The sequence below is a fragment of the Flavobacterium flavigenum genome, assembly GCF_027111255.2.
In the GTDB taxonomy this organism is placed as follows: Bacteria; Bacteroidota; Bacteroidia; order Flavobacteriales; family Flavobacteriaceae; genus Flavobacterium; species Flavobacterium flavigenum.
In genome coordinates, this window is record NZ_CP114285.2 from 119,882 (window position 1) to 137,296 (window position 17,415).

At 31.7% G+C, this 17,415-nt stretch carries 9 protein-coding genes; 5 read left to right on the forward strand and 4 right to left on the reverse strand.

What is annotated here, in order from left to right; all coding sequences use genetic code 11:
* Positions 1 to 32: 32 nt before the first annotated feature.
* The 3 genes from OZP09_RS00430 to OZP09_RS00440 all read right to left on the reverse strand — a co-directional run bounded on the left by OZP09_RS00430 (position 33) and on the right by OZP09_RS00440 (position 7,713).
* The gene (locus tag OZP09_RS00430; protein ID WP_281310078.1) at positions 33 to 4,322 is read right to left on the reverse strand and encodes a PAS domain S-box protein; all 4,290 of its coding nucleotides are present in this window, start codon (positions 4,320 to 4,322) and stop codon (positions 33 to 35) included.
* Positions 4,323 to 5,171: 849 nt separating this feature from the next.
* Entirely contained in the window at positions 5,172 to 6,227 is a 1,056-nt protein-coding gene (locus OZP09_RS00435) for a GntR family transcriptional regulator (RefSeq protein ID WP_281310079.1), read from the reverse strand.
* Positions 6,228 to 6,705: 478 nt separating this feature from the next.
* The gene (locus OZP09_RS00440; RefSeq protein WP_269235937.1) at positions 6,706 to 7,713 is read right to left on the reverse strand and encodes a mannose-1-phosphate guanylyltransferase; all 1,008 of its coding nucleotides are present in this window, start codon (positions 7,711 to 7,713) and stop codon (positions 6,706 to 6,708) included.
* 328 nt (positions 7,714 to 8,041) lie between these two features.
* Here OZP09_RS00440 and OZP09_RS00445 point away from each other — a divergent pair, with 328 nt between their 5' ends.
* On the forward strand, positions 8,042 to 8,209 hold the full coding sequence (locus tag OZP09_RS00445) for a hypothetical protein (protein WP_281310080.1): 168 nt from the start codon (positions 8,042 to 8,044) through the stop codon (positions 8,207 to 8,209).
* 57 nt (positions 8,210 to 8,266) lie between these two features.
* On the forward strand, positions 8,267 to 8,776 hold the full coding sequence (locus tag OZP09_RS00450) for a PRC-barrel domain-containing protein (RefSeq protein WP_269235938.1): 510 nt from the start codon (positions 8,267 to 8,269) through the stop codon (positions 8,774 to 8,776).
* Between the two features lie 111 nt (positions 8,777 to 8,887).
* Here the strand turns inward: OZP09_RS00450 and OZP09_RS00455 are convergent, their stop codons facing one another.
* Complete coding sequence (locus OZP09_RS00455) at positions 8,888 to 9,841, reverse strand: hypothetical protein (RefSeq protein WP_269235939.1); 954 nt, start codon at positions 9,839 to 9,841, stop codon at positions 8,888 to 8,890.
* A 194-nt stretch (positions 9,842 to 10,035) separates the two neighbouring features.
* Here OZP09_RS00455 and OZP09_RS00460 point away from each other — a divergent pair, with 194 nt between their 5' ends.
* The 3 genes from OZP09_RS00460 to OZP09_RS00470 all read left to right on the forward strand — a co-directional run bounded on the left by OZP09_RS00460 (position 10,036) and on the right by OZP09_RS00470 (position 17,409).
* A complete protein-coding gene (locus OZP09_RS00460) occupies positions 10,036 to 11,448 on the forward strand; it encodes an MFS transporter (RefSeq protein ID WP_281310081.1) in 1,413 nt (470 codons plus the stop codon).
* A 729-nt stretch (positions 11,449 to 12,177) separates the two neighbouring features.
* Positions 12,178 to 15,423 (forward strand): SusC/RagA family TonB-linked outer membrane protein, encoded by a 3,246-nt coding sequence (locus tag OZP09_RS00465; protein ID WP_281310082.1) that lies wholly within the window; start codon positions 12,178 to 12,180, stop codon positions 15,421 to 15,423.
* 12 nt (positions 15,424 to 15,435) lie between these two features.
* Entirely contained in the window at positions 15,436 to 17,409 is a 1,974-nt protein-coding gene (locus OZP09_RS00470) for a RagB/SusD family nutrient uptake outer membrane protein (RefSeq protein ID WP_281310083.1), read from the forward strand.
* The last annotated feature ends 6 nt before the right edge of the window (positions 17,410 to 17,415 follow it).

The following is a 17,415-nucleotide window of genomic DNA, read 5'->3' on the forward strand; positions in this document are numbered from 1 at the left end:
TAACTAAATTGTTCTCAACTCTGCTATGTTTTTTAGTTAAATGGCAATGTCCATTTAAAAACGCTTCCTTCGTTATATTTTGATTCCACCCAAATTCTTCCATTATGATGTTCAATTATTTTTTTGCAATGAGACAGCCCTATACCTGTTCCTTGATATTCATTACGGTTATGCAATCGTTTAAAGATAACAAAAACTTTTTCGATATCTTCTTTTTTGATTCCGATTCCATTATCAGCTACTGAAAATATCCATTTTTTTTCTTCCATTACAGCGGTTATTTTTACTTTAGGATTTTTTCCTTTTTTTCTGAATTTAATGGCATTACTAATTAAATTTTGAAATAACTGTCTCATTTCGGTAGCATTGGCTTCAATTATTGGCAGATCTTCATATTCTATTACTGCATTAGATTCATCGATGCTGCTTTTCATGTCTAATATTACATCTGATACGATGCTATTGCAGTCTATAGTATTCTTTATTAACTCTTTACCAATTCTAGAATAATCCAAAAGACCTTTAATTAGCAATTGCATACGTGAAGTAGAACTACGAATAAAGGTTAAATAATGTTGCTGATCTTCATCCAGTTTTCCCGCTAATTCTTGTTCCAGTAATTCAGAACAATGACTCACTGTAATTAATGGTTCTTGTAAATCATGTGATGCAATGTAGGCAAACTGTTCTAATTCTGTGTTTTGAAACTCGAGTTTTCTGTTTTTAGTTATCATTTCATCCTGCATTTGTCTTCGTTCATTAATATTTCTCAATGTTCCTTCAATGTTTATTGGTATTCCTTCTTTATCATATAACAGATGCGCATTTATCGAAAAGTATAAAGCATTCCCTAATGCATCATAAAGTTGAACATCAAAATCCGAAATATGGCCTTCCGTATGTAACTTGTTTAATAGTAATTCTTTATTTTTTTTGTTATAATAATAATCAAAAACGTGAGTACCCATAATTTCAGAACGAGGAATCTGGAAAATCTTTTCAAATGAAGGGCTTACATCCAAAAGAATACCTTCTATAGTTGTTTTCATGTAAACATCCTGGATATTTTCGTAGATTGAACGAAATCTTTCCTCACTGATTTTTAGACTTTCTTTTGCTTTAATCCTGTCTGATATATCGCGAATAGAACCTACAATATATTCAGGTTCATTAATACTTTCATCATAAATAATTCTTGCATTGACTGAAACAGTATATAATTTAGAATTAACTATTATTTGTAAGTGATGATTATTTATTTCTCCAACGCTTTTCAATTTTTCCAGAATGTGTTGCCTGTCTTCAGGATTATAATAAAAGTCAGCAAAGTCATTTCCTATAACTTCGTCCTGTTTAATATCAAAATAGGAGCATGATGGGCTAATATCAATTATTTTTTGATCTTTTAAAGATGCTTTAAAGAATACATCCCGTACACTTTCAAAAATAGTCCTGTATTTTTTTTCACTTTCTTTGATTTTTTCATTTGCTAGTGCTATTTCCAGTTCGGTTTTTTTTCTCTCATTAATATTGCGCATAGTCCCTTCAATATAAAAGGTTTTCTGCTTATCATTATAACGTAACTTTGCATTAACGGAAAAAAATAAAATTTCTCCCTTAGCATTTACAAATCTTTCTTCAAAATCACTTACTTTTTTTTCCTGAATAAGAGTTTGATTAAATTTTTCTATATCATTTACATCATAATAGAATACATTGAAGCTTTTTCCTATTAGTGATTCACGGCTCAGATCAAAATATTTTTTTACTGAAGGGCTAACTTCTGTAATAATGCCATCTAGATGCCTTTTGAAATAAATATCTTCAAAACTTTCATAAATAGATCGGAATTTTTCTTCACTTAGCTTGAGGTTTTCTTCAGCGAGTCTTCGCTCAGTAATGTCTCTTATGGCACCTACTGCAAATTTTGGTTCACCATTCTCATCGGATATGATGGTTGCATTGATTGAAACATAAAATATCTTGTCTTTTATTATTATTTCATTGTTAAAGTCAATAATTTTTTTCTGTTTTGCCACTTCATTAAACATCAATAACATTTGCGTCTTGTTATTGTATATGCTTGACATTCTCTGGCCAATCAATTCTTCTCTGGTTATTCCATTGAAATATCTGCATGACGGGCTTACATCCAATATGGTTTTTGTTCTCAAATCTGTTTTGAAAAATACATCATGAATACTGTCAAAAATTAAACGATAGTTTTCTTCGCTGATTTTTAAATTTTCTTCAGCAACCCTTCGCTCTGTAATATTTCTTAAAGCGCCTACTAAGTATTGAGGCTTACCTTCGCTATCCCAAAGTAGTTTAGCATTTATGGATACATAATAATGCTGGTCTTTTATAATTATTTCATTGTTGTAATCGCTAATCTCGTGCTTTACGGCTATTATCTCTGACATTTGTTTTAGTTGCTCTATATCAGGATAAATATTGTAGATTGACTGGCCAATAAGTTCTTCTCTGGTGATACCGTTGAAATAGCTGCATGAAGGACTTACATCTAAAATTGTATCTGTTTTTAAATCCGTTTTAAAAAAAACATCCTGAACGTTTTCAAATAAGATGCGAAAATCCTGTTCGCTTTTTGTGATTTTCTGATGTTGTTCCCTGATCAATAACTGGTTTTCTTTCCACTCATCCAGACATCGTACGGAACCTTCAAAATGGGACATATTTTCTTTTTCGTTCGAAATTAATTTTGCAGTCATGGCAAAAGAACTAACCTTGCCATTTTTCTTAATCAGGTCTATTTCATAATCTTTTACTTCTCCATTTGAAATTAATTCCTGCATGAGCTTTTTTCGGTCATTTTGGTTCACGTATAAATTGCCCATATTTATAGAAAGCATTTCCTGTCTTGTATAACCTAAATAGTTAAAGATTGACGGACTCACTTCATAAAGTTCACCATCCATATTAGACATAAAATATACATCCATTATATTCTCAAAAAATGATCGGAATTTTTCTTCACTTATTTTGAGATTTTCTTCTGCAACATGATTTTCAAATGATTTGGACAGAATATTGACAATAGATCCCAGTAAATGATTTTCTTCAGGTAAATAGTTGTTTGGATATTCTTTTTCTCCAATGTTGCCAATTTCTAATATGCCGTAATCTTCTTTATTCAATTTTATTTTTTTACTTACATGCCAGTTTGTTTTTCGGTTTTGCGCAGTATATTCCTCACCTTTTACAATTATTCTGCAATTTGTGGTTTCCGGAAATTGAAATGCTTCAGGAATTATTTTTACACAAGCGTCAATCATATCTGACATCGAAAGTGTATTGTTGCTGGTAATCTCAAAAATATTCTGTAAACATGTTATTTCTTTTATACGCTCACTTAATTTAGCAGTTTTATTGCGTTTTTCTTCCAAAACCCCATGTACAAATATTATGGAAACCAAATTTACAAAAAGGAAGAGCTGTAACATAGGATAACTATAATTCCATTGATTGAAAGGCGCCTGTAAATAAAGAGAAGTGTGGTATAATGAAATTACGGTAACTAATAAAGCAATAAATGTTATGGTCTTTAAGTTAAATCGGTATGCTGCCCATATAAGGAAAAAAAAGATAATAGCCTCGTTGTTTGCATTATTAGCAAAAATAAATACCGAAGCAGTTACAGTAAGTAAGGTCAGAACTATGGCTTCAATTATTTTGCTTACTGTCCAGTCGAAAAACTTGTTGTTTTTGTACAGCCAGGAGAGTACAAATGGAGTAAAAATAATTGCTCCCAAAACGTTTGATGTAACCAGATTACTCCAAATTATTATCAAATGGTTCATACTGATATAAGGACTTGCTATGAGCAAAACAACGCCAAAAGAAGTACTCAGGACGCTTCCGATGAGACAGGAAAGAGAAAAATATATAACATTTTTTCCTTTGTCAAATGGATACTTACTTTTGCACCATAATTGTGTTAAATAAGAAGCTATAACAGCGTTTAGACCCATTACAATCGGTCTGAAAAAACAAAAAGAAAGTGGCTTTATTAAATCCGGAAAATTTGCAGCGTTTCGTATATAAGGTTCATATAGCCATAATGACGAAATGAAACTTCCTAATAATACTCCAAATATTGCTTTTCTTCCTAAAATTATGACTGCCGCTATACTAAAACCAACTGCAGGAAAAAATGGAACTATGTTGGTGTCAGGAATATAGGCAAATCCAGATGTCTTGGCAATAATTACATATAAAACTGCCGTTACAATCGTGATTTTTATTTTCGAATTTGAAAAAGGTATGTTGTAATAGCCTCTTTCATTTACTGGTAAATTCATCTTTTTGCTTTTTTGGAAATCCGATTATTTAACGTTTAAAATACTAAAAGATATGTTTAGTTGTTTCAAATTAAGTGAATTTATCACCTAAGTAAGTTTTAGTATTATAGTGCACTTAATTAGTAGGTAATAGAGAACCCTTAATTTTTTTATTTTTATTCCAGTTAAGTCTTTAGAGATGATTTTTAATAATTTTCGATGTAATTACGTTAAATACAATTATTTTATTTTAAAAATTCTTTATTTATCATTAGAATTTACTTTATACTATTTATGTTGATTGTTTATTAATTCCATTGATATTAAATTTGTCTAGTACAATCGTTAAAAAATAAAGAAGAAAATAACAGATAAGAATATATGGAGTAAAATTATAATCTTACTGAATTAATCCGATACTCAAACTTAGCAAACTAAACTTAGTTATCTTAAAGATTGTTATTTTTGAATTATAAAGCTTTATATTTTTCTCATAAAAAGTTATATAATTAACATTAGAGAGCATTGTTTATACGTCAATATTTTTGGATCTGACTAAAAATACGAATCGTTTTGATTAGATTAATGCTTATCAATATTAAAAATTTTAGAAACTAAGTAGGGGATCTATATGTTTTAAAAGTGAGTTAATTATTTGGGTTAATAATGTTATTTCACCACAAATGCTGTAAACTTGGAAATGCAGTTATAAGAAAATAGTTGAGGCGTAAAGTAGTTCGGTAGGAGGAAAGAATGAATTAATGTAAAAAGAGGGAAAAGTAATCAAGTAATGATCATCAATTTGGTGAAATACTCCTTTATTTGATTTTAATACTTCAACACTAAAACAGGAATTTTATTGTTGTAATTTTACAGTGAATTACGCTCGATATACAAAAACGGATTTTTAAAGTTGTCTTTTCTTTTGTTAAGTATGGCTTCTGCAGCTTTTTGTCCCATTGTTATAAAATCACTGCTTAATACTGTAATATCCAATAAAACTTTTAGAGGAGTATCATTGTAGGAGATAATTCCAATATCATCACCTATTTTAAGTTTTTTTACCTTGGTTTGCTGTACCAGATTTACCAGGTCGTTGTCTTCAATAATAATATAAGCATCTTTTGATGTAAATTCAAGCCCAGCATGTATTTCTTCCATAATTCGAAATTGAAATTTATGTTCAGAACAGAACTCTAAAAATCCATCTAAGAGTCCAACTGGATAAGGAAATACAGCTTTGGTAGGATACACTAAAATTATTTTTTCATAATTTTTTAATTTTCCAACCGCTTCATTAAGAGCATTAATGACATCTAATTTGAAGTCCTGATAAATCACAGGAAAAGTCCCCGAAATTTCAGAATGTGAATTGTCTAATATAACCAATTTATCTTTAGGGATAGAATTAATAGCCTTAATTGTTATTGGTGTATAATTGATGTGGCTTTGTTTCTTGTCCCTGAAGTGGGGCATAATAACAAAATAATTATAATTATTTATGTTTTTCTTTATGGCATTAATGAATAGCTGTTCATCACAGTAATAAAGATACATATCAACCTGACCATTTTTACCCAACGCACTGACAAATGAATTGTAAATTTCCATTTTGTAGGTGCATGGTTTATTTATAAGAAAAAAAACATTTATACTATAATCACGATCTTTTGATTCTACAAAATTACCAAGTCCTGTAACCGAATAAATTAAATTACGATCTTGCAGTTCTTTATATGCTTTTTCAGCAGTATCACGAGATACGGCATTTTTATTACTTATAGTTCTTATTGAAGGGAGTCGTTGACCAATTGCAAACTTTCCTTCCTGAATATCATCCGCAATGCTGTTTGCAATCTGGATATATTTAGGAATACTTGAATTTATTTGCAAATCTATTGCGGCATTCTCCGTTTCTACTTTCATTTAGTATTAATCTATTCGCCGAATATAATCATTTTTTAAATATTAGTGTAAAAAACACAATTATAAATTTATGTATTATTTGGAGACATAAAAAAATATTCACACAACTTTTACTTGTATCAAAAAACCAAATGAAGTTTTTGTTAGTACTGGATTTATAGTATGTGGAATAGAAAATAACATTTATATCTGAAACATTAATTATGTTTTAGCAGTATTCTAATTTGTTGTATTTGTTATATTTCTAAAAACTAAAATGCTTGTTTATACTTGTTTTATTTTATAAAACGGCGTTTTTGATTAATATAACGCTCATATTTAACTATAAATAAAATGTATTTTTTTCTGTTTTTTATTTCAGACTAATCAAAATAAAAAATTACTCTGTTGCCACCTTTTTTATAACTGAATTTCAGTTTGTAAAGGAGCAAAAGAGTAATTTATTTCACCAGGATTTAAGGAGGATAAAAATGCTCACTTAATTTAAAAGTACTGAATTTTGTTTTTCCAATGAGCTATAAATATCTTTTACATCTTGTGATTTCTCTTTTTGTAAAATCAAATTAGCTGTATCAGTATAAACAAAAATTGTGTTCTTTAGACCAAGAAAAGTAGTATGTTTTTCGCAACCTATTACCATATTACCGTATTCGTCGATAGGATGGTCACTTGACAACAAATACTCATAAACAGCTTCAAAAGATCCTAAATCTGACCATGAGAAAGAGGCTGGAACGACTTTTATTTTTTTACTGTGCTCCATAACGGCATAATCAATACTGATTGATGGAATTTCCATTGATAACTCAAAATCAAGAAAGCCCTTTTTATTTGATTCCCATGTTTTTTTTGATTTTTCGTAAACCTCTGGCTGAAATTTTTTAAGTTCATCTAAAAGTACAACTGCTTTAAAACAAAACATTCCGCTGTTCCATAAAAAATTTCCTCTCGCCATAAATTCTTTCGCAGTAGTTTCATTAGGCTTTTCTCTAAAAGAAATTACATTATCGCCTTTAGCTTCAATATATCCGTAACCTGTTTCGGGTTTGGTTGGTATAACTCCAAAAGTTACAATAAAGCCATCTCTTGCTTTTGATACAGCATTTTCGATTGCAATATTATAATCAATCATTCCATCTATAATATGATCTGAAGGTGTAATGATTAAAATGTCATCTGGATTTGATGCAAATGCTGCAAAAGCAATTGCTGCTGCTGTGTTTCTGGGTGTGGCTTCTACAACGTTAGTATATTGTGTATTGGTCTTGTTCATCACCTTTTCGCTTAAATGGTGATTGTCTACATTTCCTACAACCATTACTTTATCTGCTAGGTGACTATTTCGTTCTACAGTCATCTCAAAAAGTGATTTTCCATCAAAAATCTCTAAATATTGTTTTGGACGGCTTTTACGTGATAAAGGCCATAGTCGGCTACCTACGCCACCGGTTAAAATTACATGTGTTATTGCATTTTGTTTTTCCATGTTTTATAATAAGTCTAAAAACTATATACTGTTAAGTGATTATATAAGTTAATTGTATTGGTAGTATTAATTTGTACAAGAAGGATATTTAAGAAATATCTAAATGAATATTCCAAATAATATAGCCAAATTAAATATTGTCATCTTTTTTGTGTTTACATAATTAGTATAAATTCTTATATAATTAGTTTACGAGATTTCTCAATTCCAAATGACAAGTGTTTTTTAATACTGGGAATTGTGTAAGTTCTTAAAGAAATTAAATATTTCCTAAGTTGCTCATCATTTGTACTTTAGTGTTAAAATAAATATTTTAAAAGTTCAAGTTATGGCAGAAATTAAAATTGAAAAAAAGAAACCTTTATGGCCTTGGATTATAGCAATGGTCTTAATATTTGCAGTTATTTACTTTGTGTTTTTGAGGGATAGTCAGGCACAGAATGACAATAGTGTAGAAATCGAAAACATAATTGGGGCAGATAATGCGACAAATTAAAACGCGGATTTCATGCAAAGAAATCTGGAAAAAGAAAATTCTTAAATATAAATGAATATGGAAAAAGATAGAAACTTATACAGGCTGGATGAACTTCCTGATTATAAAATTGCTTCAGACTATTCTGATGTGCGAGGATGGAAAATAGTTGATGCTGATAACCGCACTATAGGAAAAATTGATAATCTTTGGGTTAATAAAGATATGCAACGTGTTGTTTACCTTGATGTAAATGTGGATAAATCATTAATAGAAGATAGTCGAAATGAGATTCATGATGCCATTGCAAATGACAATGGAAAAGAGTTTGTATATAAAGATGGCGATAGTCATATTATCATACCTATTGGCTCTGTTAATATAAATAAGGATACAAAAATTGTAATGGCTAATAACATAGATTACAATACATTTAGGAGAACAAGCAGATATAACCAACATCATAATTTCGACAGAAACTATGAAAGATCCGTATTTAGATCCTACTATCCTGATGATGTCTCACGTTTTGATTCTGATAGCGATGATGATGCTTTTTACCGACGTAGAGAGTTTGAAAGTCGTTAGATGCTGATATTCAAAATGGAATCCTGAAAAGAAATGTGTTCAATTCTTTTCAGGGTCCTTTTTTAGAAGGTATTTTTAATTAGTGATTGATTGATGAATAATTTGGAATTATTAATTCCTAAGTTCAGTTCCAGATGCAATAAGCCTGAAAAGTGGCTCATATTTTTTAATCTGAAGTTTTAAATCTACGTTTTCTTCAGCAGGACCTATACTTCCCTGCAGACAAAATAATTTTTTATTTTTAACAAACATAAACTGAAGCATTCTTATTTTCATCTTTTTTTCATCGTACTTTATTGATTCTTCGGTTTCTGTCATTACAGATGGTATGTTGTCGATTTTTAGATATTCAGTATGAATAAGTTTAGTTTGAGGAGACAAAAGAGAAAGAATTGATTTTTCGTTCAGTGTAAGATTGGATAGATTTGCTGGAAGATCATATGTAACAATTAGTATTTTTTCATTTCCGGTGCCGTAATAACTTGTAAACTGCTGTATTGTTTCAGGCATTTCGGCTTCTTCGGCAAGCCAGCTTTTAGGTATCGGAATTTTTAAAAAAGTATTTTCTGCTTTAGGATGATTTTCAGTAGTAAAAAAATCGACATGCCCTTCACTAATTTCCTCATGTGGAGCGTCATGATATTTGAAAGATAAAATTCCTTTTGACAACGTTTCATTATTAATATTTTCATTTGACCTCTCTTTTGCTATTAAAAGGAATTGATGTGCATATGACTCTTTTTCAATAGGATCGGAAAGATGTTGATTGGAAAGGGAATCAATATGCTGATTTAATGAGTCAAATTGTATGTCGCTAAGTTCTTTTCTCAAAAATTGTCTGATGTTTTTTTCAGCGCGGCCAAATACAGTATTTAAGTTTTTTTTAGCTGTAACAGCTACTGGTTTAAGTTGTGGGTATTCCTTACTAACTTTTTGAAGAGCTGCATTCTGTCCTTTAAGAAAAGCGTAGGTTTCAACTGCAAATAAAATTTTAGGGTTGTGAACTGTCTGCGAAAAGGAGATTAAAGGAAAAATTATATAAATTATAAATGTAATTCGTATCATATTAAAAGACAATTTAACGATTTCTGAAATTGTGAAATACCAACTTAGAATCTTTACATTATCCAATTAAAAACTTATATAATTCCCATTATATTTTGGATTGTTTTTAACTATAATTATATAATAATTTAGATTATAAATTGTAAATTAATATAGTATAAGGCTTAAGAATTTGCATGCCTAAATAGTATATCATGCTCACCAAAGAAGAAAAGAAAGTAATTAAACAAAAAAAGAAAAGAACAGCAGTTTATCTATTGCCCTGGGTTACTGCTGTAGCTATGTTTATTCAGTCACTTGACGGAACAATTCTTAATACTTCACTGCCTTCTATTGCCAGGGACATGGATTATTCAGCTACACAAATGCATTCTGCTATTGTAATTTACGCTCTTACGCTTGCACTCTTTATTCCTCTTTCAGGATGGCTAGCAGATAAGTTTGGGACACGCACTATGTTCATTATAGCTGTAGCGTTATTTATAGCAGGTTCTTTATTTTGTGCACTTTCGGTCAGTTTATTAACTTTTAATTTGTCACGTGTATTGCAGGCAATTGGTGCATCAATGATGGTGCCTATAGCGCGTCTGGCTATATTGTATCAGTATCCTAAAAGTAAATTGCTTAAAACTATGAACTTCATAACCATATTTGGATTGTTGGGTATGGTAGTAGGTCCAAGTTTGGGAGGTTTTTTGTCAGACAAGTTTTCTTGGCACTGGATTTTTTTAGTCAATGTTCCAATTGGAATTATAGGAATATCGATGGCGAAGAGAATTATGCCGAATTTTAAAAAAGCTGTAGGTAAATTTGATTTTCGTGGTTTGGTATACTTTAGTTTTGCATTAATTGTAATTACCATGATATTGGAATTACTCAGTAGTGGATTAACCAATTGGGCTATTTTATTAGGCGGATTGTTACTGTTCAATGTACTGGCAGCTCTATATTATTATCATTATAAACGAACTGAGAAGCCTATCATTGACCTAAGACTGTTAAATATTAAAACGCTTAGGGTAGGGCTAACCGGAAGCCTTATCACGAGATTAGGAATAGGTGGTCTTCCACTACTATTGCCTCTTATGCTGCAGACAGGTTTTGGTTATTCGGCTTCGGTTTCAGGTCTTTTGTTGTTACCATCAGCGTTAGCTAATGTAGCCATAAAACCTTTTATGGTTCAAATTATCAAGTCTTTAGGATATCGGACAGTATTAATCAGTAATACAATACTTTTGGGTGTCGTTCTGGTTATATTGGGATTTCTTGAAAAAGACACGCCTATTAGCTATTATATTATATTAATGATATTCTACGGATTTTTCACATCGATACAAATGTCAGCCATGAATACAATCACTTTGGTGGATTTAGATGAGAATACTAAAAGCGGAGGAAATACCATGCTGGTTATTATGCAGCAGCTATCTGTTAGTTTTGGTGTATCTGTAGCAAGTTTGATATTATCCTTCTTTGGGTCAGATGTAATTGGATTCAATATTACAGAGTCCTTTCACTATACCTTTATTGTTCTGGCTGTTATTACGATCTTTTCGAGTTTAATATTTCGCAGACTCAGCGAATCTGATGGGCGAGGTTATATGTAATGGTAATAAAATCAAACTACTAAAATCAAACTATTCTTGATAAATTTTATCTTTTAAGAAGCTTTCAAAATTTAGCTTCCAAGGATTAGGAGTTTCCAGTTCTACTTTCATCAAATTTTAATTCTGTCTTGTATCCTTTTACTGTTATTTTGACTGGGGTCTATTTCGCTGCTTTTTTAAGATATTTAAAGCATGTTTTTTATGTTTTTAACGCTTCTAACTCAAGTTATTTTTTAAGAACTAAAAAATAGTAATTGGAGTATTATAGTTGAAATCTCTATTAATTCTTTGTTTATCCTCTCATGAATGCTTCTGCTGAAAATTGCCATATCATAAATTTTTTGGATTATATATGTGAAATATTTAATTGTTTTAATTATATTTTTTTGTGTTAATTGGTGATGATAAATTAAAATATAGCTATATATTTTTTTAATATTATATTTTATAAAAATAATAATATGTAATTATTTACAAAAATACCCCTTATTTTTTTCCAATTTACCCCCCATGATATTCCTTTTTTTACATTTATTTTACAAATGTAAAAAATACACTTATATCTAATATCTTCAAATTAAATAAAGAATTATAAAAATATGCTTACTTTTTTTTAGTACTGCATGTCCTTATTATTTGGTAAAAAAACACACACTTATAAATAACCTTTAAAATAAATAAGAATGAAATAACCTTTTTAAAATTTACTAACCTTTAACCAAAACCAAAATGAAAAAAAACTATTTGATTCAGTCTCTTATGATCAGGATTGAATTTCTAATGGCTATAATGATAGTCTTCAGTACTAATGCTAGTTATAGTATAAACCCTCGGTATTATTCATCATCAGTTAAAAACACACTACAACAGCAGCGATTAATTACAGGAAAAGTTATTTCCGGGGACGAAGGGATGGGAGTTCCAGCTGCCAATGTGATACTAAAAGGAACCCGAAAATCTGTAATTACGGATATGGATGGAAATTACTCAATAGAAGTGGATTCAGATGAAGCCATATTAGTATTCTCCTTTATAGGTTACAATACTCAGGAAATTAAGGTAGGCAATAGTAGTATTATAAATGTAAAATTAATTGCCACTGATAATAGTCTCAAGGAAGTCGTTATTGTGGGGTTCGGAACTCAAAAGAAAGGAAGTATGGTGAGTTCTATTACGACAATCAAACCAAAAGAGCTTAAGGGACCTACCAGTAACTTAACTACCATGTTAGCAGGAAGGGTTTCAGGTTTAATAGCTTATCAGCGTAGTGGTGAACCCGGAAATGATAATGCCAATTTTTTTATTCGTGGTTTAGGTTCTTTCGGATCCGGGGCTTCTAACCCATTAATTTTGGTTGATGGAATTGAGTCTACCACAAATGATTTGGCTCGTTTGCAACCCGATGATATAGACAGTTTTTCGGTATTGAAAGATGCAGCAGCAGCAGCAGTTTATGGAGCACGGGGGGCTAATGGAGTTGTACTGGTTACTACAAAAATGGGTAAAAATGGCGTTACAAAATTTAATTTTAGGGTAGAATCAAGGGTGTCGTCTAATACCAAAAATTTCGATTTTGCAGACAATATCACTTACATGAATTTAGCTAATGAGGCTGTAAGGACACGTAATCCGGAAAGAGGTGATGTTTACAACCAAAATAAAATTGCAAGAACTGCTGCCGGCGATGATCCTTATTTATATCCAAGCAACAACTGGATTGATGAATTGATTAAACCTTATACCATTAACCAGGGATATAATCTGAATATTAGCGGTGGAGGAGAAAAAGCAAGGTATTATGTTGCAGGTACCTACAATGTAGACAATGGGGTTTTGAATGTCGATGGTATTAATGATTTTAATAGTAATATTAAATTAAGAAATTATTCTATGAGGTCAAATGTCGATATGTCATTAACGCCAACTACAAAAGCAATTATTCGATTTTATGGCCAGTTTGATGATTATAATGGCCCTATAGGTGGCGTTGACAAAAGAGGAAATAAAACTTCCGGAGGGGCACATATATTTAATCTTACTATGTGGTCAAATCCGGTTGCATTTGCAAAAGTATATCCATCCAGTTATTTGCCGTATGTTGAGCATCCTCTGTTTGGCGGTGCTTTGACAGGAGGAACTGCAGGTTCGATTTTAGTTAATCCTTATGCACAAATGGTTAAAGGATATCAGGTGTCTAAAGCTTCAACGATTCAAACACAAATTGAATTGCAGCAAGATTTAAAAGCCATAACACCAGGACTTAGTATGAATGCAATGGGATATATTAGAAGATATTCTTATTTTGATGTTGCCAGACAATACAATCCATTTTATTATATGTCCTATATAAGTCCTGAAACAGGCGAGCTTCAATTGCAGGTATTGAATGATGGTGGAAAAAGTTCTGTAGGGCTTCCAGGGACAGAATATTTAGATTATGCACAGGGAACTAAATCATTAGATTCCCGTATTTATCTTCAGGGGATAATTAATTATAATAGGACTTTTAACGATAAACATGCCGTGACAGGTATGATAACCAGTCTGATGTCAAGTTATGAGAAAGGAAATGAAGGTTCATTAGAGGGTTCTTTGCCATCAAGAAATCTTGGGATTTCCGGTAGGTTTACTTACGGATTTGATAATAGATATCTTGCTGAATTTAATTTTGGATATAATGGTTCTGAACGATTTGCACAAGGACATCGGTATGGTTTTTTTCCTTCGATAGGTTTAGCTTATAATATTTCGAATGAAAAATTCTGGGAGCCAATTAAGGATGTAGTAACTAATTTTAAGATACGTTCTACTTATGGTTTGGTAGGTAATGACCAGATTGGTGATGTTAATCAGCGTTTCTTTTACTTATCTGATGTTAGAATAGGGGATGATCGTTATGGAGCAGCTTTTGGGGAGCAATATACTTATTATCAGCCAGGAGTATATGTTGCCCGCTATGCAAATGAAAATATTGGATGGGAAGAATCTACACAAATTAATTTAGGTTTAGACCTGCAATTTTTTAACTCTTTAAATTTTGTCGTAGATGTTTACAAACAGCATCGTACTAATATTCTTCAGGCAAGAAGTAATTTAGGTTCGACAATGGGACTTACTGCAGTGCCTTTGGCTAATTTTGGAGAAATAGAAAGTAAAGGGCTTGACTTAGCTGTTACTTTTAATAAACAATTGAATCAGGATTGGTATACAGAATTACGAGGAAATTTTACGTTTGCAACAAACAAAATCTTAGTATTCGATGAGATTAATTTTCCTGCTAATATGAGATATCGCTCAAGAGTAGGCCAGAATTTTGATCAGAGATACGGTTATATTGCTGAACGCTTATTTGTAGATCAAAATGAAGTTGATAATTCACCAAAACAATTTGGAGATTACACAGGAGGTGATATAAAATACCGTGATGTTAATGGTGATGGAGAAATTACTCCAAGCGATATGGTTCCTTTGGGTTATCCTACATCACCAGAAATTGTTTATGGTTTTGGAGGCACAGTTGGCTATAAAAAATTTGATCTTAGTATTTTCTTTCAAGGGGCAGCCCGTACCTCTTTTTTTATAGACTCAGAAAATATTGCTCCATTTGTATTAGATGGTTCTTATCAGAATAATTTATTAGATGTGGTTGCAAAAGATCATTGGTCTGAAGATAATAGAAACTTATATGCTTTCTGGCCAAGATTGAGTGATAAACTTGTAGAGAATAATAATCAGACATCAACCTGGTGGATGCGTGATGGTTCATTTTTAAGATTAAAATCTATAGAAATCGGATATAATGCCCCTAAAAGCTTTAATACCAAACTTGGTTTACAAGATCTGAGGATTTACATTAACGGAAGTAATCTTGCCGTTTGGAGCGCTTTTAAGATGTGGGATCCGGAAATGGGCGGAAATGGTTTAGGATACCCAATTCAGTCGGTTTATAATATAGGTCTTAAGGTTAATTTTTAAAAAGATAAAATCATGAAAATTAAAAATATAATTTCAGTAAAAATAAGCCTTCAGAAAGGAAGAACGTTTTTTGGGATAATAATGGCGATGCTTTGTTTGGCAGGCTTACAATCATGTGAGAAAGATTTTCTGGATGTAGTTCCAGATAATGTGACAACATTAGAAAATGCTTTTAAATTAAGAAATGAAGCTCAAAAATATTTATTTACCTGTTATTCTTATATTCCTAAGAATGGAGACGGGGTGTATAATATTGGGATGCTGGCCGGAGATGAAACATGGGTTGCGCCAAATCGTGCAGCTATAACAAGTTATGCTTTTAATATTGCAACCGGTACGCAAAGAAAAGCAAGCCCGTATATGAATGCCTGGGAAGGATATTATCAAGGAGCAGGACCTGGAGATCTTTATCCACTTTTTGATGGAATCAGACACTGTAATGTTTTTCTCGAAAATGTAGAAAACAGAAGCAAAGTGGCAGATTTATCTGAGGCAGAACGTTTGAGATGGATTGGCGAGGTTAAATTTTTAAAAGCATATTATCATTATTACTTAATGCGAATGTATGGACCAATTCCGGTGATTCGTGTTAGTTTGCCTATCGATGCCCCTGTAGAACAAATACAGGTGGAAAGAGAGCCGATTGATACAACAGTTGATTATTTGGTCAGTTTATTAGACGAGGCTGCGATAGCACTGCCTACTCAAATTGCAGATACGCAAAATGAACTCGGAAGAATTACTAAACCAGTAGTTTTAGGAATTAAGGCAGAATTACTGCTTATGGCTGCAAGTCCGCTATTTAATGGAAATTCTGATATGGCAGGATTTAATACAAAAAACGGGACACCATTGTTTAATACAACTTATGATGAAAACAAATGGAAAAAAGCAGCAAATGCAGCTAAAGAAGCTATAATAGCTGCAGAAAGTGGAGGTCATAAAATTTTCTATAAAAACGATATTGCATTTACTATTTCACAGACAGCTAAAACTAAGCTTGATATAACACAGGCAGTAACAGAACCCTGGAATGATGAGGTTATCTGGGCAAATCCTAATAGCCGTACTTACGAGCTGCAGCGACTTTGCATGATGCCTCTGGATAATACTATTACGCATACCCGCGCCAGAAAGGTGCTTTCGCCTACAATTGAATCTGCTTCTAATTTTTATACTAAAAACGGAGTACCTATAGAAGAGGATAAAACTTTAACATTTGGAGATATTACTGAGATAAAAGAAGCCACTGCAGCAGATAAATTCGATATTAAAGAAGGCTACCGCACTTCAATTTTAAATTTTAACAGAGAACCTCGTTTTTATGCTGATTTAGGTTTCGACGGAGCTATTTTCTATAAATATGACAGCGGTTCTGATGAAACTAAATATTATATCAAAGCAAAATACCAGGATTATGCAGGAAGTGCAGATGCCTTTGATTTTAATATTACAGGTTACTATATAAAAAAACTGGTGAATTGGGAACAACATTTTGGAAACGGAAGTTTATATAAAGAATATGCCTGGCCAGAACTGCGTTTGGCTGATTTATATTTAATGTATGCCGAAGCTCTAAATGAAGCGGATGGAATAGCAGCTTCAGGTGAAGTACTGAAATATCTGGATATTATACGTAAACGTGCAGGATTAAAAGGAGTCGTGGAATCCTGGACTAATTTTTCAATAAATCCCGGAAAATATACTACTAAGGAAGGTATGCGTGAAATTATTCACAGAGAACGCAGCATCGAAATGGCTTATGAAGGGAAGAATTACTGGGATATCAGAAGATGGAAAAAAGCAAATCAGGAATTTAATGAACCTGTAAAAGGCTGGAATGTTTTTGGGGTAACAGAAGGAGCCTATTATCAGGTAAGAACTTTAAATCAACAGCGTTTCGTAGCTCCCAGAGACTATTTTTGGCCAATTGATGAAACAACAATTATTCAAAATCCAAATCTGATCCAAAATCCAGGTTGGTAAAAACAT

Excerpts from the sequence above, each read along its gene's own strand:
- OZP09_RS00430 (WP_281310078.1), bottom strand. The coding sequence starts at position 4,322 with ATGAATTTACCAGTAAATGAAAGAGGCTATTACAACATACCTTTTTCA.
- OZP09_RS00435 (WP_281310079.1), bottom strand. The coding sequence starts at position 6,227 with ATGAAAGTAGAAACGGAGAATGCCGCAATAGATTTGCAAATAAATTCA.
- OZP09_RS00440 (WP_269235937.1), bottom strand. The coding sequence starts at position 7,713 with ATGGAAAAACAAAATGCAATAACACATGTAATTTTAACCGGTGGCGTA.
- OZP09_RS00445 (WP_281310080.1), top strand. The coding sequence starts at position 8,042 with ATGGCAGAAATTAAAATTGAAAAAAAGAAACCTTTATGGCCTTGGATT.
- OZP09_RS00450 (WP_269235938.1), top strand. The coding sequence starts at position 8,267 with ATGGAAAAAGATAGAAACTTATACAGGCTGGATGAACTTCCTGATTAT.
- OZP09_RS00455 (WP_269235939.1), bottom strand. The coding sequence starts at position 9,841 with ATGATACGAATTACATTTATAATTTATATAATTTTTCCTTTAATCTCC.
- OZP09_RS00460 (WP_281310081.1), top strand. The coding sequence starts at position 10,036 with ATGCTCACCAAAGAAGAAAAGAAAGTAATTAAACAAAAAAAGAAAAGA.
- OZP09_RS00465 (WP_281310082.1), top strand. The coding sequence starts at position 12,178 with ATGAAAAAAAACTATTTGATTCAGTCTCTTATGATCAGGATTGAATTT.
- OZP09_RS00470 (WP_281310083.1), top strand. The coding sequence starts at position 15,436 with ATGAAAATTAAAAATATAATTTCAGTAAAAATAAGCCTTCAGAAAGGA.